18 protein-coding genes and 1 pseudogene are annotated in these 20,662 nt (G+C 65.1%); 7 read left to right on the forward strand and 12 right to left on the reverse strand.

Going from position 1 to position 20,662, the window contains the following annotated elements; all coding sequences use genetic code 11:
- Position 1: 1 nt before the first annotated feature.
- Complete coding sequence (locus ABIA45_RS20850; RefSeq protein WP_275497511.1) at positions 2–616, reverse strand: (2Fe-2S)-binding protein; 615 nt, start codon at positions 614–616, stop codon at positions 2–4.
- Positions 617–782: 166 nt separating this feature from the next.
- Positions 783–2,370: pseudogene (gene ggt / locus ABIA45_RS20855) on the reverse strand (gamma-glutamyltransferase).
- Between the two features lie 195 nt (positions 2,371–2,565).
- On the opposite strand from ggt, the gene ABIA45_RS20860 reads away from it, so the two are divergent.
- Both ABIA45_RS20860 and ABIA45_RS20865 read left to right on the forward strand, forming a co-directional pair.
- A complete protein-coding gene (locus ABIA45_RS20860) occupies positions 2,566–3,333 on the forward strand; it encodes a rhodanese-related sulfurtransferase (protein WP_404543453.1) in 768 nt (255 codons plus the stop codon).
- Entirely contained in the window at positions 3,323–3,541 is a 219-nt protein-coding gene (locus ABIA45_RS20865) for a SlyX family protein (protein ID WP_036024763.1), read from the forward strand. Before ABIA45_RS20860 ends, ABIA45_RS20865 begins: the two co-directional genes overlap by 11 nt.
- 6 nt (positions 3,542–3,547) lie before the next feature.
- Here the strand turns inward: ABIA45_RS20865 and ABIA45_RS20870 are convergent, their stop codons facing one another.
- A complete protein-coding gene (locus ABIA45_RS20870; protein WP_404653437.1) occupies positions 3,548–5,449 on the reverse strand; it encodes a diguanylate cyclase in 1,902 nt (633 codons plus the stop codon).
- A 174-nt stretch (positions 5,450–5,623) separates the two neighbouring features.
- Complete coding sequence (locus tag ABIA45_RS20875) at positions 5,624–5,839, reverse strand: hypothetical protein (RefSeq protein WP_036035323.1); 216 nt, start codon at positions 5,837–5,839, stop codon at positions 5,624–5,626.
- 106 nt (positions 5,840–5,945) lie between these two features.
- On the opposite strand from ABIA45_RS20875, the gene hemE reads away from it, so the two are divergent.
- Entirely contained in the window at positions 5,946–6,980 is a 1,035-nt protein-coding gene (hemE, locus tag ABIA45_RS20880) for a uroporphyrinogen decarboxylase (protein ID WP_404653438.1), read from the forward strand.
- 167 nt (positions 6,981–7,147) lie between these two features.
- Here hemE and hemC read toward each other — a convergent pair whose 3' ends face one another.
- Genes hemC through ABIA45_RS20895 form a run of 3 tightly spaced genes read right to left on the reverse strand, consistent with a single transcriptional unit; the run spans position 7,148 to position 10,423 of the window.
- Positions 7,148–8,128 carry a hydroxymethylbilane synthase gene (hemC, locus tag ABIA45_RS20885; protein ID WP_404653439.1) on the reverse strand — a complete coding sequence of 327 codons (981 nt, stop codon included), beginning with the start codon at positions 8,126–8,128 and terminating at the stop codon, positions 7,148–7,150.
- A gap of 25 nt (positions 8,129–8,153) precedes the next feature.
- Entirely contained in the window at positions 8,154–9,779 is a 1,626-nt protein-coding gene (locus ABIA45_RS20890; protein ID WP_404653440.1) for a GMC family oxidoreductase, read from the reverse strand.
- Between the two features lie 53 nt (positions 9,780–9,832).
- Positions 9,833–10,423: a TetR/AcrR family transcriptional regulator gene (locus ABIA45_RS20895; RefSeq protein WP_271538450.1), complete on the reverse strand. Its 591-nt coding sequence runs from the start codon at positions 10,421–10,423 to the stop codon at positions 9,833–9,835.
- Between the two features lie 99 nt (positions 10,424–10,522).
- On the opposite strand from ABIA45_RS20895, the gene ABIA45_RS20900 reads away from it, so the two are divergent.
- A complete protein-coding gene (locus ABIA45_RS20900; RefSeq protein ID WP_271538452.1) occupies positions 10,523–10,888 on the forward strand; it encodes a nuclear transport factor 2 family protein in 366 nt (121 codons plus the stop codon).
- A gap of 11 nt (positions 10,889–10,899) precedes the next feature.
- Here the strand turns inward: ABIA45_RS20900 and ABIA45_RS20905 are convergent, their stop codons facing one another.
- Entirely contained in the window at positions 10,900–11,844 is a 945-nt protein-coding gene (locus ABIA45_RS20905) for a hypothetical protein (protein WP_271538454.1), read from the reverse strand.
- A gap of 284 nt (positions 11,845–12,128) precedes the next feature.
- On the opposite strand from ABIA45_RS20905, the gene ABIA45_RS20910 reads away from it, so the two are divergent.
- From ABIA45_RS20910 to ABIA45_RS20920, 3 genes are all read left to right on the forward strand, one after another.
- Positions 12,129–12,689, forward strand: coding sequence for a TetR/AcrR family transcriptional regulator (locus ABIA45_RS20910; protein ID WP_271538456.1), 561 nt, complete (start codon positions 12,129–12,131; stop codon positions 12,687–12,689).
- Positions 12,690–12,759: 70 nt separating this feature from the next.
- Positions 12,760–13,620, forward strand: coding sequence for a DMT family transporter (locus ABIA45_RS20915; protein ID WP_271538458.1), 861 nt, complete (start codon positions 12,760–12,762; stop codon positions 13,618–13,620).
- A gap of 171 nt (positions 13,621–13,791) precedes the next feature.
- Positions 13,792–15,753 (forward strand): bifunctional diguanylate cyclase/phosphodiesterase, encoded by a 1,962-nt coding sequence (locus ABIA45_RS20920; protein WP_271538460.1) that lies wholly within the window; start codon positions 13,792–13,794, stop codon positions 15,751–15,753.
- Between the two features lie 232 nt (positions 15,754–15,985).
- On the opposite strand, the gene ABIA45_RS20925 is transcribed toward ABIA45_RS20920, so the two are convergent.
- From ABIA45_RS20925 to pgm, 4 genes are all read right to left on the reverse strand, one after another.
- Positions 15,986–16,966, reverse strand: coding sequence for a PDR/VanB family oxidoreductase (locus tag ABIA45_RS20925; protein WP_271538462.1), 981 nt, complete (start codon positions 16,964–16,966; stop codon positions 15,986–15,988).
- A gap of 11 nt (positions 16,967–16,977) precedes the next feature.
- On the reverse strand, positions 16,978–17,730 hold the full coding sequence (locus ABIA45_RS20930) for a GntR family transcriptional regulator (protein WP_271538464.1): 753 nt from the start codon (positions 17,728–17,730) through the stop codon (positions 16,978–16,980).
- Positions 17,731–17,733: 3 nt separating this feature from the next.
- A complete protein-coding gene (locus tag ABIA45_RS20935; RefSeq protein ID WP_271538465.1) occupies positions 17,734–18,783 on the reverse strand; it encodes an aromatic ring-hydroxylating dioxygenase subunit alpha in 1,050 nt (349 codons plus the stop codon).
- A 211-nt stretch (positions 18,784–18,994) separates the two neighbouring features.
- Entirely contained in the window at positions 18,995–20,641 is a 1,647-nt protein-coding gene (gene pgm, locus ABIA45_RS20940) for a phosphoglucomutase (alpha-D-glucose-1,6-bisphosphate-dependent) (protein WP_404653442.1), read from the reverse strand.
- Positions 20,642–20,662: the final 21 nt, after the last annotated feature.

The raw sequence follows: 20,662 nt of genomic DNA on the forward strand, positions 1-20,662 counted from the left end.
CCTAACCTTTCATGATCTCGGGCGCGGCCTGCTTCACGGCAGCGACGATATTGGGATAGGCAGCACAACGGCAGATGTTGCCGCTCATGTATTCGCGGATGTCGGCCTCGCTGCCGGCATGGCCCTCCTTCACACACGCGATCGCCGACATGATCTGACCGGGCGTGCAATAGCCGCACTGGAACGCATCGTTGTCGATGAAGGCCTGCTGCATCGGATGCAGGCGGTCGTCGGTGGCGAGGCCCTCGATGGTCGTGATCTCCTGCCCCTCGGCGGCGAGTGCCAGCGTCAGGCAAGACACCACGCGGCGACCGTCGATCAGCACCGTGCAGGCGCCGCACTGGCCGTGGTCGCAGCCCTTCTTGCTGCCGGTGAGCTTGAGATGTTCGCGTAAGGCATCGAGCACCGTGGTGCGCGCATCGATGCTCAGGCGCTTGTCCTTGCCGTTGACGTTCAGCGTGACCTCGACCGGAAGCGACGGATCCTGCGCCGCTGACGCCCGCGCGTCCTCCGACGCCGCGCGCGCCGTGATCGGGATCAGCGCGCTGCCCGCCGCGCCGGTCATGAAGGCGCGCCGGTCGAATCCGGATGATCTGGAACCTGGTTTGTCGGGCATGGCAGGCCTCCGCCGCTGATCTGTAAAGCAGCGCACGCCTGCACCGCTCATCGCCCCTTAACCTGGAGCAATGGGCGCAGTTCCGGATGAAGAAGGGCGGCGCTGCAAATGCCGCGCCGCCCTTCGTCAACTTTTCCTGATCTCGCGTGGGGAACTGCGCCGGCGATCAATAACCCAGCGCGCAGCCGTCCTTGCGCGGATCGGAGCCGCCGGTGAGCGTGCCCTTGTCCCAATCGATCCAGATCGCCTGGGCACCGCCGAGCGGGCCGACCACGCTGGTGGTCTTGTGCCCGAGCTTCTTCAGGCCCTCGACGACGGCCGCCGGCACGCTGTCCTCGAGCTGATACTGGCCCTCGTAGTGCAGACCGCGCGGCATGTCGATCGCTTCCTGCACGTCGCAGCCGTAGTCGAGGATGTTGGTCAGGAGATGAGTCTGGCCCGTCGGCTGGTACTGGCCGCCCATGACCGCGAACGACATCGTGGAACGGCCGCCCTTGGTGAGCAGGCCCGGCATGATCGTGTGCAGCGGGCGCTTGCCGCCTTCGATGCAATTGGGATGGCCCGGCTGGATGCGGAAGCCGCCGGCGCGGTTCTGGAACAGGACACCGGTCTTGTTCGAGACAATCGCCGAGCCGAAGGAATGCGCAACCGAATTGATGAACGAGCAGACGTTTCGGTCCTTGTCCACGACCGTGATGTAGATGGTCGAGGGATTCATGGGCGGCGCGACGTTCGGCAGGTCGAGCATGCCGTCCAGGCGGATCTTGCTGATGTACTCGTCGGCAAAGCCCTTCTCGAGCATCTCGGCGACGTTGATCTTCATGTGCTCGGGAGAGGCGACATGCATCTCGCGGTTCATGTAGGCGATGCGTGCCGCTTCCGCCTCGAGATGAAAGCGCTCGACGCTCACGGGCGCGTACTTGGTCAGATCGAACCGCGACAGGATGTTGAGCATCAACAGCGCGGTGACGCCCGGGCCGTTCGGCGGGCACTGCCAGACGTCATAGCCCTTGTACATGGTGCCGATCGGCGTGGTCACTTCGGTCGTGTGCGCGGCGAAATCGTCGAGCGTGTGCAGGCCGCCGATACCCCTCAGGGTCTCGACCATGTCCTCCGCGATCTCGCCCTTGTAGAAGGCGTCGCGGCCGTCCCTGGCGATCGCGCGCAGCGTCTTGCCGAGCTCGACCTGGCGAATGACGTCGCCGGCGACCGGCGGCTGGCCGCCCGGCAACAAATAGCGCACGGTGTTGGTACCGTTCTTCAGCTTCTCGAACTGGTTCTTCCAATCGAAGGCAATGCGAGGCGCGACGACGTAGCCCTCCTCGGCCGCCTTGATCGCGGGCTGGAGCAGCCGGTCGAAACCGAACCTGCCGTGATCGCGCAAGACAGTCGCGAAGGCATCGATCACGCCAGGGATCGAGACCGCATGCGCCGAGGTCAGCGGCACGGAATTGATCTTGCGTTCGAGGTACCAGTCGGCATTCGCCGCCTTCGGCGCACGGCCGGAGCCGTTATAGGCGACGATCTTGCCCTCGCCGCGCGGCTGGATCAGCGCAAAGCAATCACCGCCGATGCCGGTCGATTGCGGCTCGATCACGCCGAGCAGGGCGGAAGCCGGCAACCGCCGCGTCCACCGCGGTGCCGCCCTCGCGCAGCACCTCGATCGCGGCGAGCGAGGCCTGCGGATGCGAGGTCGCCACCATCGCATTGGTGGCGTGGACCGTGGACCTGCCGGGGAAATGGAAGTTTCTCATCGAATGTCTTGCTCTCTTGGCCGTCGGCGCGGTTGGCGCGCCATCTCGAAAACCGCGTCTACATGGCACATTCCCGCCCCGCGGGGCAATGCTGGCATACCAGGAAAATGGCTGCTATCCGCTGGGCGTATGGACCTTTGCAGGCTCTTGCTATGCGGGTTTTCCGGGCGCGAGCCGCCTGCTAAACGAGCGGCCATGACGTCGAGCAATACGCCTTACAAGGTCTGCGCCTTCTATCAATTCGTCGCCCTCCCGGATTACCGCGAGCTGCGCGAGCCGCTGCGCGCCTGCTGCGCCGGCCTTGGGCTGAAGGGCAGCGTGTTGCTGGCGCAGGAGGGCATCAACGGCACGGTCGCCGGTGCACGGGAGGCGATCGACGCCTTCGCTCACGAGCTCGCACGCGGCGACATGTTCGCCGGCAGGCTCGATAATCTCGAATTGAAATTCTCCGCTGCGGAGGCGATGCCGTTCGGACGGCTGAAGGTGCGGCTGAAGAAGGAAATCGTCACGCTGGGCGATGCGGCCGCCGATCCGACGCGCCAGGTCGGCACCTATGTCGATGCGCGCGAATGGAACGCGCTGATCGCAGCACCCGATACCCTCGTGCTCGACACCCGCAACGCCTTCGAGGTCGCGATGGGCACGTTCGAGGGCGCGCTCGATCCCGGCATCAAGAGCTTCGGCCAGTTCAAGGACTTTGCCGCCGAGCAGCTCGATCCGGCACGGCACCGCAGGATCGCGATGTTCTGCACCGGCGGCATCCGCTGCGAGAAGGCGAGCGCGCATCTGCTCGCACGCGGCTTTGCCGAGGTCTATCACCTCAAGGGCGGCATCCTGAGATATCTGGAAGAGGTGCCGGAGGCGGAGAGCCGCTGGCGCGGCGAATGCTTCGTGTTCGACGAGCGCGTGGCGCTCGGCCACGGCTTGCGCGAGAAAAACAAGGACGTAACGCGTGACGAATGAGATCAAGACGCTGAGCGAGCGCATCGACACGCTGGAAACGCGCCTCGCCTATCAGGACGATACGATCGAGACGTTGAACCAGACCATCACCGCGCAGTGGAAGCAGATCGACAGGCTGACGCGGCAGATCACCGAGCTCAATGCTCGGCTGCAGGACGCCGAGGCAAATGCGCCAGGGCCTGCCAACGAGCCTCCACCGCATTATTGAACGGTGTTACTGGCCGGACGCCTTGGGCAGCAGGTCCATGACCTCGCCGGACATTACCAGGCGGTTGCGGCCTGCGGCCTTGGCGGCATAGAGCGCCCGGTCGGCAGCTTCGACCAGCGCAGCGACCCCCGCGGTTCGTTCGAACGCCGGTCGGCAGGCTGCGCCGCCAAGCGAGGCAGTGACGCATCCAGCCGCCTGATTGCTGCTATGGGCGAGGCCGGCCTCGTGAATGGCGATGCGGATCCGTTCGCCGACGCGGGCGCAGCCGGCGGCATCGATGTTCGGCATCAGCATGGCGAATTCCTCACCGCCGTAACGCGCCGCCAGATCGCCGGCGCGCTGCGCTTCGGCCGCGATGATCTTGGCGATCAGGCGCAGGCAGGCATCGCCCGCGGGATGGCCGTATTCATCGTTGTAGGCCTTGAAGTGGTCGACGTCGATCATCAGCAGAGCAAGGCTGGAGCGGTCGCGATAGGCGCGCGCCCATTCCTCCTTCAGGCGTTCGTCGAAACGACGGCGATTGGCGAGGCCGGTGAGACTGTCCTCGATCGCCAGCGTCTCGAGCCTGGTTTCCAGCCTCTTGTGCTCGGTGATGTCGCGGGAGATCGCAACCACACCGTCGACGCGGCCATCGTCCTTGCGTGTCACCCGCATGGTCGATTCGAGCCAGATTTCGCCGTTCTGCCGATGCGAGTTGCGGTAGGTGAGACGCGCCTCCTCCTTCTCACCGCGCTTCATCGCGTCGACGATCGCCTGGACCTCCGGCAGGTCTTCCGGATTGATACCCGCGAGGGCAGGCGTGCCGATCAACTGATTTGGACGCCAGCCGACGACACGGACTGACGAGGGCGAGACATAACGCAGCCGCTCATCGAGGCCGATCCGCGTCACCATGTCGCTGGAGCCTTCGGCGAGCAGGCGGAAATGCGCCTCCGTCTCGGTCAGCGCGACGGCCATGCGCTGGCCGCGCTGCAACTGCCGCACCAGGACGCCGCCGATGACTGCGATCAGCATCACCAGCGCGAGCACGTAGAGCATGCGGGAGATCGCCGCCGCGCGCCACGGCGCGAGCAGCTCGTCCTTGTCGACGGTGGCGAGCAGGAGGAGCGGGAATCGACTGCTGCGATTGAAGAAGCTGACGCGTTCGGCACCGTCCAGCGGCGAGGTGAAATGATAAGCGCCGCTCGGCCGTTGCAGGCTCGGCTCGCGGAACAACGGCTTGTCGGCGACACTACGCCCGACGAACGTCTCGTTGCTGGGATTGCGCGCGACGATCAGTCCGTCGCCATGCGCCAGTGACACGGAGCTGTTGCGGCCGATTTCGAACTGCTTGTAGAAATGCGACAGATAGTTCGAGCTGATGGTCGCGAGCACCACGCCGCCGAAGCTGCCGTCCTGCTTGCTGAAGCGGCGTGACAGGGTGACGACCCATTCGCCGTCCAGCAGGCTCTTCACCGGACGGCCGACATGGGCCTCGCGCTTCGGCGAGAGCTGGTGATATCGGAAGAAGGCATCGTCGCTGAAGGTCGTGCCAATCGTACCGGGTGAGGTCAGCCAGTTGCCCCGATCATCGATGATGGCGAGGCTGTGAATGCGCGCGATCGCCTTGTTGCGCACATCCAGCAAGGTGCGCAGCTTCGCGATCGTGACCGGGGCGGTGCCATCCATCTCCAACCGGCTGACCACGCCGACGACACCGGAATCCAGGAGATCGAGGCTGTCTTCGGCATGCTGGGTCAGCGAACGGGCAACGTTCGCCATCTCCATCTCGGCGTCCTTAAGCACCGCATCGCGAGCCGTCCATTCACGCCAACCGCTGACGCCGAGGATGGTCGCGCAGGTCAGCGCGACGAAAGCCGCCGCGCGCAGCGGCAGGCGGCTCCATCCGGCTCGTTGGGTAGCACTCATGCGGCAGGGTCCTCCGATCGCTCGGAAACCTCTGCCGCTTGTGTTATTTAATTCTGAAATCGCTACCGGACTACGCGGCGGTTTCCGCCCTTTCCAGTAGTCTTACGGACGCGGCGATCGGCGCATCGCTAACAAGACATTAGCGGGCCGATCGGAATCCGGCGCCCGCCGCCGCTAGCTGAAGATGGCCTTGACCTTGGCCCAGAGCGAAGGATGCTCGGCATCGGCGTCGGCCTTCGAGGGCGTCGGCTGCGCCGCGCTCACGGGATCGGACGCTGGGAACGTGTCCCTCAGCCCGTCGTCGAGCTTGGACTGCCGATCGGCAGCGAGCGCCTCGCGCAGGTCTTCGGCGTGCTTATCGTGCGGCGCGGGGTTGAATGTCTCAGCCATGATCTCCTCCATTGGCTGGTCAACGCGGCCCGATTGCGCTGGTTCCACTGTTCCGCTGAGGGCCGCAGCGGTGTATCAGGAGGCACAACCTTTTTCAGGACCATTCGTGCCCCAGCCTTCGACGAAACCCTTCATCGACGTCCTCTCTGGCCAGCGCCAAGCCATCCCGCCCATGTGGATGATGCGCCAGGCCGGGCGCTACCTGCCGGAATATCGCGAGGTGCGCGCCAAGGCGGGCGGCTTCCTCGATCTCTGCTTCAACCCGGAGCTTTCCGCCGAGGTGACGCTGCAGCCGATCCGGAGGTTCGGTTTCGATGCGGCGATCATCTTCTCCGACATCCTGGTGATCCCCTATGCGCTTGGACGTTCGGTGCGGTTCGAGGCCGGCGAGGGCCCGCGGCTCGAGCCGCTGGACGATCCGGCCAAGGTGGCGACGCTGGCGACGCGCGCAGATTTCGGCAAGCTCGAGCCGGTGTTCGAGGCGCTGAAGATCGTGCGCGGCGCGCTCGATCCCAAGGTCGCGCTGATCGGCTTCTGCGGCGCACCGTGGACGGTGGCGACTTACATGGTCGCGGGCCACGGCACGCCGGACCAGGCGCCGGCCCGGATGATGGCGTACCGGCATCCGGAAGCTTTTTCGCAGATCATCGACGTCCTGGTCGACAACTCTATTCAATATCTGCTGGCACAGCTCGACGCCGGGGCCGACGCGTTGCAGATCTTCGACACCTGGGCCGGCGTGCTGCCGCCCGCCGAGTTCGCGCGCTGGTCGGTCGAACCGACGCGGCGTATCGTGGAGGGCGTCAGGGCCAAGGTGCCGGACGCGAAGATCATCGGCTTCCCGCGCGGGGCCGGCGCGCAGCTCCCCGGTTACGTCGAAGCCACCGGCGTCAACGCCGTCAGCATCGACTGGACCGCGGAGCCTGACTTCATTCGCGAGCGGGTGCAGAGCAGGGTCGCGGTGCAGGGCAATCTCGATCCGCTGGTGCTGATCACGGGCGGCGCCGCGCTCGACCGCGCCGTCGATGACGTGCTGGCCAATTTTGCTGCCGGGCGGCTGATCTTCAACCTCGGCCACGGCATCCAGCCGGAGACGCCGATCGCCCATGTCGAGCAGATGATCCGGCGCGTGCGGGGGTGATTTGTTTCGCCCTTTTGGGCGCCGCAAAACAAGAGTGCGAAAACAACCCCATGCACAGTAGCCAAGTCATTGAAAAGCTTGGACTGGCATGACTCGCCTGTGCGTTTTGACTTGTCGGGCAAAACAGGCGCAGAATGACATCATCGAAATCGTGATTTCGGCAGGGCTTACCTAGGCCGGCTGCGCTCGATGATCTCCCCCGCACCCTTCGCCAGCAGGTCCAATCCCACCGCGCGGCCGAGCTCGCGCGGACGGTTGGCGGGCCCGGTATGCGAGGCCTCGATGATGGTGTTGCCGGAGAGATCGAGCACCGAGGCGGTGAGCGACATCTGATCGCCCGTGATGGTCGAGAAGCCCGCCACCGGTGAATTGCAGTGGCCGTTGAGCACCCACAGCACCTCGCGCTCGGCGTCGGCGGAGGCGTGCGCAGCGGCGTTGTCGATCGACGACAGGATCTGTCGCGTCTGCCAATCCTGCGCGGCGCATTCGACCGCGACGATGCCCTGCCCTGCCGCCGGCAACATCTCCACTGCTGTGAATTCGTAGGCGATGCGATGGGACAGGCCGACGCGGTCAAGGCCCGAGCGCGCCATGATCAGCGCATCCGCGGGCCCTACAGCGCCGCCATCCGGCAGGCGCTGCTTCTCGCCGTTGTCGAGCTTGCGCACACGCGTGTCGGCGGCGCCACGGAAGTGGATCACCTCGACATCGGGGAACAGCCGCCGCGCATAGGCTGCGCGGCGCACCGCGTTGGTGCCGATCTTGAAACCCTTGCCGCGGGACTGCCGTAGCGCCTCCAGCGTCACACCCTCGCGCAGCACCAGCGCATCACCAGGCGGATCGCGCGACAGCGTGGCGCCGATGACGAGGCCGGGCGTGTCCTCGTTGCCCGGCATGTCCTTCAACGAATGCATCGCCGCCTGGAGCTCACCCGACAGCACCGCGGCGCGGATCTGCGCCACGAAGGCGCCGCCTTTGCCGCCATGTGGCAGCAGCTTGCTGGTCTGGTCGAGGTCGCCCGTGGTATCGAACTTGACGATCTCGACGTCGAGACCGGGCACGGCGGCGGTCAGGCGGCGCGCAATCTCTTCCGTCTGTGCCAGCGCCATGGCGCTCTTGCGTGTGCCGATCTTCAGTCGCGTAGCCAAGTCCAAATCCTTTCAAAGCGCGAATTTAATGCGCATCCTCCAATATCATGTCGGAGGCCTTTTCGGCGATCATGATGATCGGCGCATTGGTGTTCCCCGACACCAGATCGGGCATGACCGAGCCATCGACGACACGCAAGGCTTCGAGCCCCCTCACCTTCAGCCGCTGGTCGACCACCGCGAGCGCGTCGTTGCCCATACGACAGGTCGAGGTCGGATGGTAGATGGTGCTGCCGCGCTCGCGGCAATAATCCAAGATCTCGGCGTCCGTGGATACCTTTTCGCCGGGGTCGTACTCACTGACCACGAAAGGCTTCAGCGCCGGCGCGTTCAGTATCTTGCGCAGGATCTTGATGCCCTCGACATTGGTGGTGCGGTCGGTCTCGGTGGACATGTAATTGATCCGGATCTCCGGCGGCACGGTCGGGTCTGCGCTCTTGATGCGCAGGGTGCCGCGGCTCTCGGGCCGGAGCTGGCACACCGAGGCGGTGAATCCGGAGAAGGCGTGCAGCTTCTCGCCCATCTTGTCGGTCGAGAACGGCAGGAAGTGCACCTGGATGTCGGGCGAGGCGAGACGCGGACTGGTCTTGAAGAAGGCGCCCGCCGTGCCGGCAGCGATCGTCAACCAGCCCTTGCGAAACAGCGCATAGCGTGCGCCGGCCATGGTGCGGCGAAGCGGATGATTGATGGTGTCGTTGAGCGTGATCTTCTGCGAGCAGCGCATGACGATGCGGACCTGCATGTGATCCTGCAGATCATGGCCCACGCCGGCAGCATCGAGCACCACCTCGATGCCATGCTTGCGCAGGAGATCGCCGGGCCCGACGCCTGAGAGCTGAAGCAGCTGCGGCGAGTTGTAGGCGCCGCTCGACACGACGACTTCCCGCCGTGCACGCGCGCGGCGCAAAGCTGCGCCCTGCCGGTATTCGACGCCGACGGCGCGGCGCCCCTCGAACAGGATGCGTTGGGCGTGCGCAGAGGTCTCGATCTTGAGATTACTGCGGGACTTGGCAGGCCCGAGATAGGCGACCGACGTCGAGGCGCGCCGGCCGTTGCGCGTCGTGGTCTGAAACAGGCCGACGCCTTCCTGCGTCGCGCCGTTGAAATCAGGATTGTAGGGCAGACCGCTCTCGACGGCGGCGTCGATGAAGGCCTTCGACAACGGATCGGTCACAATCATGTTGGACACCGGGAGCGGCCCGCCCGTGCCGTGATACTGATCGGCGCCGCGCGACTGATTCTCGGCCTTCTTGAAATAGGGCAGCACGTCGTCATAGCCCCAGCCGGTGTTGCCGAGCTGGCGCCAGCGGTCGTAGTCCTCGTGCTGGCCGCGGACATAGAGCAGGCCGTTGATCGAGCTCGATCCGCCCAGCGTTTTTCCGCGCGGCTGGAACACCTGGCGGCCCTTCAGCTCGGGCTCCGGTTCGGTCTGGTACATCCAGTTGACGCTCTTCTCCTTGAACAGCTTGCCGTAGCCGAGCGGGACGTGGATCCAGATGTTGGAATCCTTCGGGCCGGCCTCGAGCAGCAGCACGCTGTGCATGCCGTTCGCCGAGAGCCTGTTGGCGAGCACGCAGCCGGCGGAGCCGGCGCCGACGATGATGTAGTCGAATTCGGGATCGGTGGGTGCGAGGGAGGAAGTTGCGTTCATGCGCTACTGTTCTTCTTGTTGGCGTGGGCGTTTCGAGCTCGTGAGTAGCACAATCAAGCCCTGACGCGCAGCGCCTCGACCAGCGACTTGAACGCACGGGCATATTCCGCGCCGGCCTTTGCGACATCGACGCGTCCGGCGCAGGCGACCGCGGCCTCGGTCACCGCGCCGAGCAGCAGCCGGGCCAGCGGCTCGACCGGCTGGCGCGCGATCAGGCCAGCCTCCATCGCTGCGGAGAGCGCACGCGGCAGCTTGCCGCCAAAATGTTGTGCGTCTATCTCGCGCCAGCGCTCCCAGCCGAGCACGGCCGGGCCGTCACGCAAAATGACCTGGCCGGTCGGACCTTTCGCGGTGGCCGCAAAATAGTGCTGGGTGCCGGCGACCATGGCGGCGAGCACGTCCTTTTCAGTGCGCGCCGTGCGGTCGATCTCGGCAACGAGGTCGCGCGAGACCTGGTCGAACACGGCTGCGAACACCGCCTCCTTGGTCTTGAAGTGATGATAGACCGCGCCCTTGGCGACCGAAGCGCCTTCGGCAATGTCGTCCATGGTGGTGGCGGCAAAGCCGTGCGTCCCGAACAGGCGCCGCGCCGCCGCCAGGATCGCTTCCGATGTTGCCGCCCGCCGCTCCGCCTGTTTGGCCATGAGTCTCGTCTAGTTGAATTCGGTACAGCCGGCCAGTTGACTTTTCGACTATCGGTCGGTATTTACCGACTATCAGTCGGTTTTAATTGTGAGGTCGCCATGCCGAGCCGAGAGATCGTCGAAGCCTTTGCCAAGCGGCTGGAGGATGGCGACTTCGTCGGCGCCATCCTCGATTACTACACTCCGGACGCCGCGACCTATGAGAACCTGGCCGAGCCCGTGGTCGGGCGCGACAAGCTCGCGGACAAGGAGCGCGGCGTGCTGGCGGCGTTCAAGAAGGTCACGGCCGTGCGGCTCGGCCCGAGCCTGATCGATGGCGACGTCGTCGCCAGCCGCTGGAAATTCTCGTTCACCCACGCCGAGGGCGCGACGCGGACATTGGAAGAGGTTGCGTGGCAGACCTGGCGAGGCAATGAGATCGCCGAGGAGCGCTTCTTCTATGATCCGAAGCAACTCGGACGCTGAGCGGGAATGCCCTATCGGTACAGCACGACCACGGCCAGGCCGACGAGAGGCGCAAGAAACTGAACCGCCTGCCATGCAGATCCGTTGATGGACCACCGTCCATAGACGATCGTGCCGGCGGGCTGTGATGACGATCCGGCCCGATCCCCGAAGGCTTTCCATCGCACCTCGGCAGGACCGAGAAAATCTTCCGGCTTGACCGCCATGTCGGCGCTGCTCAGCACCACCTGCATCATCTCGCCTTTCGGCTGGAACATGGCCTCTGCCCCGGGTGGCGCGAAGAAGCTGCGCTTCGAGGCGATGTGCTGCTCATAGAAGTCCCGCCCTACCGTGACGGCCGCAGCGTATGGACTGACGTACGGCACCCCCGAGATGCCGGGAACGACCAGATGGCCCACCCCGCGCACCTCCTGCCAGGGAATGAAGAGACCTTTGAGCCATGGCCTGTGGAAGTGGATGCCCGCGGAAGACATGGAGACGACCGCCCGATCCGCGTAAAAGTGCCGGTAAGCTGAAAACGCGATCCATCCCAATCCCAAGTAAAGCATCATCCAGCCGAAAACATTCAGCGATGGGTTCACGAGATGGCTCCAATAGAGACTGCGCATGGCGCCGACATAGCTGGAGCGGCCGCTTGGCCCGCCGACCAACACGCTGATCACACCGATCACGCCGGAGACGATGATCAGGACAAGGACGCCGATCAACAATTCCAGCAGCAAGGGCAGGCCGGACCGTCCGATCAGGCTCGTCAGTGCATAGCCTGCGAATGCCAGACCCAATAGAGCCACATAGACGACGGCCAAAACGGCTCCATTCTGGCCGCGACTCTCGGCGTTAAGCGCGACCGCAAGGCCGGCGACGCAAGCCCACATCGCCCATGGGACCCGGTCCATCCGCCACTTGTCCATCGTGTATTCGACAGTTGCCGACACGTCGGCTGAAGGCTCGCTCATGGACAGGCCCCCGGGATTTCGAACGCATCCGTGCCGACGCGGCGCATGGTCGCCTGATCGGTCCAGGAACGTATCACGCGATCAATGAGACGTCTCGATCCGCTGACGAGCAAACGGCAGCGGAGCAATTGCTGTTGACGTCCGACTGGGAAGCAGATGATCCCCAGAGCACGGTGCGCTGCGATTGCGAGGGGCTTGTCATTTATCGACTGATCGGTCTATATATCCGCATGAGGCAAAACACCCCAGCGCCGTTGCCCCGTGGCCGACCGCGAAGTTTCGACATGAACGCCGCCGTCGAACGCGCGATGGATGTGTTCTGGTCGCGCGGCTATCACGCCACGGCGCTGCCCGATCTCCTTCGTGCGACCAGGCTGTCGCGGGGCAGTCTCTACGCCGCTTTCGGTGATAAGCATTCGCTCTTCTTGCGCGCGCTCGATCGCTACATTGCGGATGCCTTGGCGCGGATGGATGTCGAATTCGATCCTCGAAACGACCCGGTCGACGGCCTGCGGGCCTATCTTGCCGGCTACGTCGAGCGCACCAGCGGCAGCAATGGTCGGCGCGGATGCCTCCTGGTGGCCACGGCCATGGAACTGGCTGGCGGGGATGCCGAAGTCGGTCGACGCGTTGCGAGCTTCTTCAAGGCGATGGAGGCCAAGGTGACGGAGGCCCTGTCCCGCGCGAAAGCGGCGGGCAGGTTGGCCGACGGCATCGAGCCAGCAACGGCCGCCCGGGTTCTCGTCTGTTTCGTTGAAGGGCTGCGCGTGGTCGGCAAGACGGCACCGGTACGAACGACATCGCAGGCCGCCGTCGACGTTCTCATCGGTCGTTTCGTCAGGTAAGGACCCCGCAATGCTTCCGCTGATGATGGGCCTATATTTGGACTGATCAGTCTTGAAAGGGACGTGCGCCATGTCTGCCATCCAGATCGTCTGCGCGATCGCCGTTCCCCTGATCTGGGGTTATCAGTTCGTGGCCATCAAGGTGGGCGTTGCGGAGTTTCCGCCGCTCTTCTTCCTCGCACTGCGCTTTCTGGCCATCGCACTGCTGCTCGTGCCGTTCGTCGCCAGGCCCACGCATCGACAGCTCGGCCCGGTCGCAGCCATTTCGCTTTTCCTGGGCGGACTGAATTTCGGGCTCTTCTACGTTGGCCTTGGGCTCGGCTCTGGAAGCATGTCGGCCGTCGCATACCAACTCGCCACGCCCTTCACCGTCCTGTTGGCCTGGCCGCTGCTGGCGGAGAGACCGTCACTTGCCACCTGCGCCGGGGTGATGCTTGCATTCGTCGGCGTGACCGTGTTGGCGGCGGAGCCGGGCCAGTCCGCGAATCCCCTTCCGCTGCTGCTTGTGGTCGGAGCAGCTTTCGCCTTCGCGGTATCCAACGTGCTGACGAAACGCTACGGCCCCTTTGACCCCTTGATGCTGATGGGATGGTCGTCGCTGCTCACGGTGCCGCAGGTCATGTTGATGTCGCTGCTGCTGGAGTATGGACAAGCGGCGAGCCTTGCGACAGCGGGCGAACGGGGCTGGCTGGCGCTCGCCTACACGATCTTCGTGGGAGGAATTGTCGGGTTTGGCCTCTGGTTCTGGCTGATCGCCCGTTGCTCGATGGTCCGCGTCGCGCCCTTCGGTCTGCTGCTTCCGGTGTTCGCCTTGCTTTCGAGCGTACTGTTTCTCGGCGACCGACTGACGCCGAAGCTGATCGTCGGCGGACTGCTCGCGATGTCGGGGGTCGCCATCACTCAGCTGAGGCCGCGCCCTCGCCCCGTTTGATGTCCGGCTTGCCGGGCGTTTGTATCGATTTGTTATCGATACTTCGTGATGAACACGCAGAAGTGGTGGCGGCCGGCGCGCCAAACGGGGGATAATTCATAGTTCGTCAAAGGTTTGCGGCGAATTCTCGGTTACGCGCCCGACGAAAGACGCTCGCTGCCAGGCTCCTTAATGCGGACTCGAACGACCAACTATGTCGCACGGCTGTTCGCCGGCGATCTGTCGGCCTTTGGCGGTCCCGCAACCGACGAGGCGGTGGCCGGGCATATCCGCGCCGAGCAGATGTCGCTGGTGCTCGGCTATTCGGTCGGGATCATGCTGGCCAATGCCTGCAACGCCATTGTGCTAGCCATCGCGCTGTGGCAGTCGCCGGACAGGATGCCCGCCCTGATCTGGGCGGCGGCTGTCGCCAGCGCCGCGATCGGATTTGGCCTGCAATCCCACGTCGCGCGCCGCATCACCAAGCCGCAATTCGTCTCGCGTCGCGCGATGTATCGGCTGGTGCGCAACGCCTTCATCCTCGGCGCGGCCTGGGGCATCGTCCCGGTCGCCTTCTTCGCCGACGCTTCCAGCGGCGGCCAGCTCGTCATTACCTGCCTGTGCGCGGGCATGCTGGCCGGCGGCGCGCTCGCCTTCGCGACCATCCCGATCGCGGCGATCGCCTTCACGGCGCCGATCTTCCTAGGCATCGCCATCTGCCTCGGCCGGAACGGCGATCTCGCCTTTCTCCTCATCGCCTTTCTCGTCGTGATCTACGGCAGCGTCCTTTTGCGCGGCGTGTTCGTCAATTCGTTCTCGTTCGCGCGGCGCGTCATCCGGCAGATCGAGGCCGAGCGCACGGTGCGGCTCGATCCCCTGACCCACCTGCCCAACCGCGTCGCCTTCAACGAAACGCTCGATGCCGCGCTCAAGCGGCTGGCGCTATCGGGCGAGGAATTCGCGGTGCTCCTGCTCGATCTCGACCGCTTCAAGGAGGTCAACGACCAGTTCGGCCATCCCGCCGGCGACGAATTCCTGGTCCAGGTCGCCAGCCGCCTGCAACGCTGCACGCGCGCCGCCGAGCACGTCGCGCGGATCGGCGGCGACGAGTTCGCGCTGGTGATGGCCAATCTGACACGGCCCGAGGATGCGCTCGAGATCGCCGAACGCTTCGTCGCGGCGTTCAGCGAGCCGTTCCAGATCGAGGGCCGCCAGATGGTCGGCGCGATCAGCGTCGGCATCGTGCTGGCGCCACGCGACGGCAACACGCCGCTCGACCTCATGAAGAATGCCGATGCCGCGCTCTACCGCGCCAAGAAGGTGGGGCCGGGCACGGTCTGCTTCTTCGAACAGGCCGACGACAAATCGTCCCGCGAGCGCAAGGCGCTGCAAGCGGACCTCGCAGGCGCGATTGCGCGCAACGAGCTGTTTCTGGTGTTCCAGCCGTTCCTCGATCTCGGCACCAACCGGATCACCGGCTTCGAGGCGCTATTGCGCTGGCAGCATCCTTCGCGGGGGCTGGTACCGCCGAGTGAATTCATACCAATCGCGGAGGAGACCGGGCTGATCCACGAGATCGGCGAATGGGTCATCCGCCGCGCCTGCGCGACGGTTGCGGATTGGCCGGAAGAGATCAGGGTCGCCGTGAATTTCTCGGCCGCGCAATTCCACAACACCGCCATCCTCCAGACCATCGTGCAGGCGCTCGCCGACGCCAGGATCGCCCCGCATCGGCTCGAGATCGAGATCACGGAATCGATGCTGCTGGCGAAATACGGTTCGGCCGCGACGGTCCTGAACGCGCTGCTGGAGCTCGGTGTCACCCTCGCGCTCGACGATTTCGGCACCGGCTTCTCCTCGCTGACCTACCTCCGCAAGCTGCCGTTCAGCCGCATCAAGATCGACCAGTCCTTCATCCGCGACATGCTGGTGCAGCCGGACTGCGCGGCCATCGTGAAATCGGTGATCTCGCTTGCGAGCGATTTGCGGATCGGCGTCGTTGCGGAGGGGGTCGAGACCGCCGACCAGCTCGAATATCTCAGGCAGATCAGTTGCGACGAGGTGCAGGGCTATCTGATCAGCCGGCCGGTGGCCGCGGATGGGGTGATGGCGCTGCTGGAGACGAAGAAATATCGGGCGATCCACGCGGCGTAGGGCTCTACCGATTGGTCCTTCGTAGCCCGGATGGAGCGGAGCGCAATCCGGGACGAGTGTGCGCCGGAGCAACACCGCCCCGGATTTCGCTGCGCTCCATCCGGGCTACAGGGATTCCCCCAGAGGAGAGAACCCTCACCCGCGCCTTCGGCGCGACCTCTCCCGCAAGCGGGAGAGGTGGAGCCCGCGGCGCCGTCTGCTTGCTCCTAGGAGAGTCCCGCTCCGGCCTCCTTCAAACCGCATCCGCGCGCAGCAACGTATCTACCGTGATCGTGCCGCGCGCCCGAGAGACGCAGGTGCAGATCTTGTGGTTGCTCTTCTTCTCGTGGTCGCTGAAGAAGACGTCGCGATGGTCGATCTCGCCGTCGACGTCGACCACGTCGATGGCGCAGAGGCCGCATTCGCCGCGCTTGCAATCGGATATCACCTCAAAGCCGCTGGCATTGAGCACGTCGAGCATCGAGCGCTCGCGCGGGATCTCGAGCTCGACACCGGAGTCCTTCAGGCGCACCCGGAACGTTTCGGTCGGCAGCGTGCCGCTGGAGCCGAAGGTCTCGTAGCGCAGATCGGGGAGCGGATGGCCGGCGCCGATCCAGGCATGGCGTGCGGCGTCGAGCATGCGCATCGGGCCGCAGAACAGGGCCAGCGTGCCTTGCGGCAATGAGGCGAACAGCGCGTCGAGATCGAGCCGGCTGCCTTTGTCGCTGGCATGAACGACGAGGCGGTCACCAAGCATCGTGGCGAGGTCGTCGAGATAGGCGGCCTCGCGGCGCGAGCGTACGGCATAATGCAGCGTGACATCCGCCCCGCGCCGCGCCAGCGCCTGCGCGGCGCCGAGGATCGGGGTGATGCCGATGCCGCCGGCAATCAGGCAATAATTGTCGCGGGTCCAATCGACCGCGAGCAGCGAGGCGGGCTGGGTGATGTCGAGTCGCGCGCCCGGCTGCAAGGACCACATGTAGCGGGAGCCGCCACGGGAATCCTCGGCACGGCGCACAGCAATTCGGAGGCCGTGCGACGAGACCTCACCGACCAGCGAATAGGACCGCGTCTCCGGCAGGCCGTCGATGGTGACGCTGACATTGATGTGGCTGCCGACCGGATAGGCCGCGGCCTCGAACTGATCCGGCTTGATCAGGAATTCGCGGACGTTCGGGGTGAGATCGCGGGTGGTGACGAGCGTTGCCGGGGTCCAGGTCTCGATGAAGCGCATGGTGACTGCCCTCAATCGGTTGCGGTCTTGAGCAGCGCGAGCGCCGGCAAGAGGTCGAGATGGGTGCGGTTGCGCAGCGCGAGCCGCAGGTTTCGCACCGCGAGCCGGGCATGCTCGCGCATGACGGCCTCGGCGCGCGCGCCTTCGCGGTTCTCGATGGCGTCGATCACGACGCGATGGTGCTCCTGGGCGATGATCAGGATCTGCTGCGCCTCCGGCAGCGCCGATTGCGCCATCACGAAGCCGCTCGGCGAGGCAAACGGCAGCGCCGAGGCGCGGTCGATCTGCCGGATCAGCGGGGGGCTGCGCGACAGTTCCGTGAGCTGGGCGTGGAAGCGCGCATTCAGCGCGACGTAGGACGAGAAAGCATCGACCGAGATCGGCACCTGCCCCAGCAGCTCGTCGATCGCAGCAAGGCACTCCTTCAGCGGCTCGAGCTCGCGCGCGGAGACGCCGCGCTCGGCGGCAAAGCGCGCCGCCAGGCCTTCCAGTGTGCCGCGCAGCTCGATGGAATCGGAGATGTCGCGCTCCGAAAACGCCTTCACCATGAAGCCGCCGGAGGGGATCGCCTCCAACAGCCCCTCCTCCTCCAGCCGCACCAGCGCCATGCGTACCGGCGTGCGCGAGGCGCCTGTCGTCTCCACCGCCTGAAGCTCGGATATGCGCTCGCCCGGCCGCAAGGCGCCCGAGAGGATCTGGTCGCGCAGCGCGAGCTGCGCCTTCACGGTTTGCGAGATGGAGCGGTCGACCTCACGCTCGGCCATGTTCTACTCCGCGGCCTGAAGGTGCTTTGGGGCGTTCTCCTTCGCCACCATCCGATCGATCAGCTTGCGCGACCACATCGCGCCGGCGTCGATGTTGAGGTTGTAGAAGATGCGGTCGGGGTTTTCGTCCATCGCGCGCTGCTGCGCTTCGAGGATCAGCTCGTCCTCGCGGAAGATGCCGGAGACGCCCTCGCGGATCTCGGTGGTGAGGCGCTGCTCACCGAGACGATAGTTGCGGACGAAGGACCAGAAGTAATGACAGGTCTTCTCGGTCTCCGGCGTGATGGTGTTGAGCACGAAGCCGTTGACGCCTTGCGAGCGGTCGCCTTCCGGTGCACCGGTCCCTGTCGGCGCGACGCCGACGTCGATCGCGATGGTGCACGGCGCCTCGAAGCGGATGATCTGCCAGCGGTCGACGAGGCCGGGCTTGCCGAGCTGCTTGGCCCAGAACGGCGGCGGCTCGATGCCCCGCATCCAGCGCGTCACCGTTACCGTCTTCTCGCCGTGGGTGACGTCGAACGGCGCCTCGGCGACGGCGTCGTTACCGATGGAGGAGCCGTGCACGAAGGTCTCGTGGGTGAGGTCCATGAGATTGTCGAGCACGAGGCGGTAGTCGCATTTGACGTGGATGGTCTTGCCGTCGCCGGCCCAGGCCGGATCGTGATTCCAGTGCATGTCGGGGACGAGCGCGGGATCGGCGAGCGCGGGATCGCCCATCCAGAGCCAGACGTAGCGGTGACGCTCGACCACGGGATAGGCACGCACGCAGGCCGAGGGATTAATGGTCTCCTGCGAGGGCATGAAGGTGCAGCGGCCCTGCGCATTGTACTTCAGACCGTGATAGCCGCAGACGACGGTGTCGCCTTCGAGCCGGCCCTTGGACAGCGGCACCAGGCGATGCCAGCAGGCGTCCTCCAGGGCGGTCACCGTGCCGTCGGCCTTACGATACATCACGACATGCTTGCCGCAGATCGTTCGCGGCAACAGCGCCGCCTTGACGTCGGCGTCCCACGCCGCGGCGTACCAGGCGTTCATGGGGAAGGGTTTCGTCATGTCTCACTCCCACGGCTTATGAATACGCTATGTATACAATAGCTAAAGGATGGAATTGTTCAAGATAGAATTAGCTCTACCTCAATACCTTTATCCTTTTGATTGTATACATAGCGGGGGATGACCGCGTCCGGCTCCGGCTCCGCTTACCCTCCCCTGGAGGGAGGGCCCTCCAGGGGAGGGTAAGACAGCGGCGACCTCTCGGAACAACTTACGCCGCGAACACCTTGGCTAGGCCCGCCTGGGCGTCCTCCTGGATCCGTTTCAGGTGCTCGGGGCTGCGGAAGCTTTCGGCGTAGATCTTGTAGACGTCCTCGGTGCCGGACGGGCGCGCCGCGAACCAGCCGAAATCGGTCTCGACCTTGATGCCGCCGAACGGCTGGCCGTTGCCGGGCGCCTTGCTCAGCGTCGCGCGAACGGGATCGCCGGCGAGGTCCTTGAGGCCGAGCTGCTCTGGCGTCAGGGACTTCAGGATGTTCTTCTGCGGCCCGGTGGCGGCGACGTCGATGCGCGCGTAATGCGGCATGCCGAACTCGGCGGTGAGATCATTGAAGATCTGGCTGGGATCGCGGCCGGTCTTGGCCATGATCTCGGCAGCGAGCAGGCCGAGGATGACGCCGTCCTTGTCGGTGGTCCACACCGCGCCGTCGCGGCGCAGGAACGAGGCCCCTGCACTCTCCTCGCCGCCGAAGCCGAAGCCGCCGGTGACGAGGCCGTCGACGAACCATTTGAAGCCGACCGGCGTCTCCACCAGCTTGCGGCCGAGCTTCTTGGCGACGCGGTCGATGATCGAGCTCGACACCACGGTCTTGCCGATCGCGGCATCCTTGCCCCAATCCGGACGGTGCGCGAACAGGTAGGAGATCGCGGTCGCCAGATAATGGTTCGGATTCATCAACCCGCCGGAGCGCGTGACGATGCCGTGGCGGTCGCCGTCGGTGTCGTTGGCAAAGGCGACGTCGAAGCGGTCGCGCATGCCAATCAGGCTCGCCATCGCGTAGGGCGAGGAGCAGTCCATGCGGATCTTGCCGTCCCAGTCCACCGTCATGAAACGGAAGGTCGGGTCGATCGCCTCGTTCACGACCGTTGCGTTGAGGCCATAGCGCTCGATGATCGGATGCCAGTAATGCACGGCGGCGCCGCCGAGCGGATCGATGCCGATCTTGACGCCGGCGGATTTGACGAGGTCGAGATCGACGACATTGCCGAGATCGGCGACGTAAGGCGTGATGAAGTCGTAGGCGTGGACATTGGCGGCCTTGCGCGCCTTGGCATAGTCGATGCGCTTCACGTCCTCGAGCTCGCCGGCGAGATAGGCGTTGGCGCACTTCTCGACGGCAGCGGTCACGTCCGTATCGGCCGGGCCGCCATGAGGCGGATTGTATTTGTAGCCGCCATCCTCGGGGGGATTGTGCGAGGGGGTGATGACGACGCCGTCGGCGAGGCCGCTGGTGCGGCCTTTGTTATAGGTGAGGATCGCATGCGAGATGACGGGCGTCGGCGTGTAGCCGCCATCCTTGTCGATCATGACCTCGACGCCGTTGGCGGCGAACACCTCGATGGCGCTTGCAAGCGCCGGCTCGGCCAGCGCATGGGTATCGATGCCGATGAAGAGCGGGCCGGTCAGGCCCTTCTCCTTGCGGTAATCACAAATCGCCTGCGTGGTGGCGAGGATGTGGCCTTCGTTGAAGGTGTTCTTGAATGAGGTGCCGCGATGGCCCGACGTGCCGAATGCCACGCGCTGTGCCGGATCGGACGCATCCGGCTTGCCGGCGAAATAGGCCGTCACCAGCCGCGGAATATTGGTGAGCGCGTCCGGCGAGGCCTGCTTGCCCGCCGCGGGATGAACATCAGCCACTGGAATACCCTCGTCCTGTCG

Source organism: Bradyrhizobium sp. USDA 336, from assembly GCF_044908355.1.
Taxonomy (GTDB): Bacteria; Pseudomonadota; Alphaproteobacteria; order Rhizobiales; family Xanthobacteraceae; genus Bradyrhizobium; species Bradyrhizobium yuanmingense.

Coding starts and splice junctions, on each gene's coding strand:
- ABIA45_RS20850 (WP_275497511.1), bottom strand. CDS start 616: ATGCCCGACAAACCAGGTTCCAGATCATCCGGATTCGACCGGCGCGCC.
- ABIA45_RS20860 (WP_404543453.1), top strand. CDS start 2,566: ATGACGTCGAGCAATACGCCTTACAAGGTCTGCGCCTTCTATCAATTC.
- ABIA45_RS20870 (WP_404653437.1), bottom strand. CDS start 5,449: ATGAGTGCTACCCAACGAGCCGGATGGAGCCGCCTGCCGCTGCGCGCG.
- ABIA45_RS20875 (WP_036035323.1), bottom strand. CDS start 5,839: ATGGCTGAGACATTCAACCCCGCGCCGCACGATAAGCACGCCGAAGAC.
- ABIA45_RS20890 (WP_404653440.1), bottom strand. CDS start 9,779: ATGAACGCAACTTCCTCCCTCGCACCCACCGATCCCGAATTCGACTAC.
- ABIA45_RS20895 (WP_271538450.1), bottom strand. CDS start 10,423: ATGGCCAAACAGGCGGAGCGGCGGGCGGCAACATCGGAAGCGATCCTG.
- ABIA45_RS20900 (WP_271538452.1), top strand. CDS start 10,523: ATGCCGAGCCGAGAGATCGTCGAAGCCTTTGCCAAGCGGCTGGAGGAT.
- ABIA45_RS20905 (WP_271538454.1), bottom strand. CDS start 11,844: ATGAGCGAGCCTTCAGCCGACGTGTCGGCAACTGTCGAATACACGATG.
- ABIA45_RS20910 (WP_271538456.1), top strand. CDS start 12,129: ATGAACGCCGCCGTCGAACGCGCGATGGATGTGTTCTGGTCGCGCGGC.
- ABIA45_RS20915 (WP_271538458.1), top strand. CDS start 12,760: ATGTCTGCCATCCAGATCGTCTGCGCGATCGCCGTTCCCCTGATCTGG.
- ABIA45_RS20920 (WP_271538460.1), top strand. CDS start 13,792: ATGCGGACTCGAACGACCAACTATGTCGCACGGCTGTTCGCCGGCGAT.
- ABIA45_RS20925 (WP_271538462.1), bottom strand. CDS start 16,966: ATGCGCTTCATCGAGACCTGGACCCCGGCAACGCTCGTCACCACCCGC.
- ABIA45_RS20930 (WP_271538464.1), bottom strand. CDS start 17,730: ATGGCCGAGCGTGAGGTCGACCGCTCCATCTCGCAAACCGTGAAGGCG.
- ABIA45_RS20935 (WP_271538465.1), bottom strand. CDS start 18,783: ATGACGAAACCCTTCCCCATGAACGCCTGGTACGCCGCGGCGTGGGAC.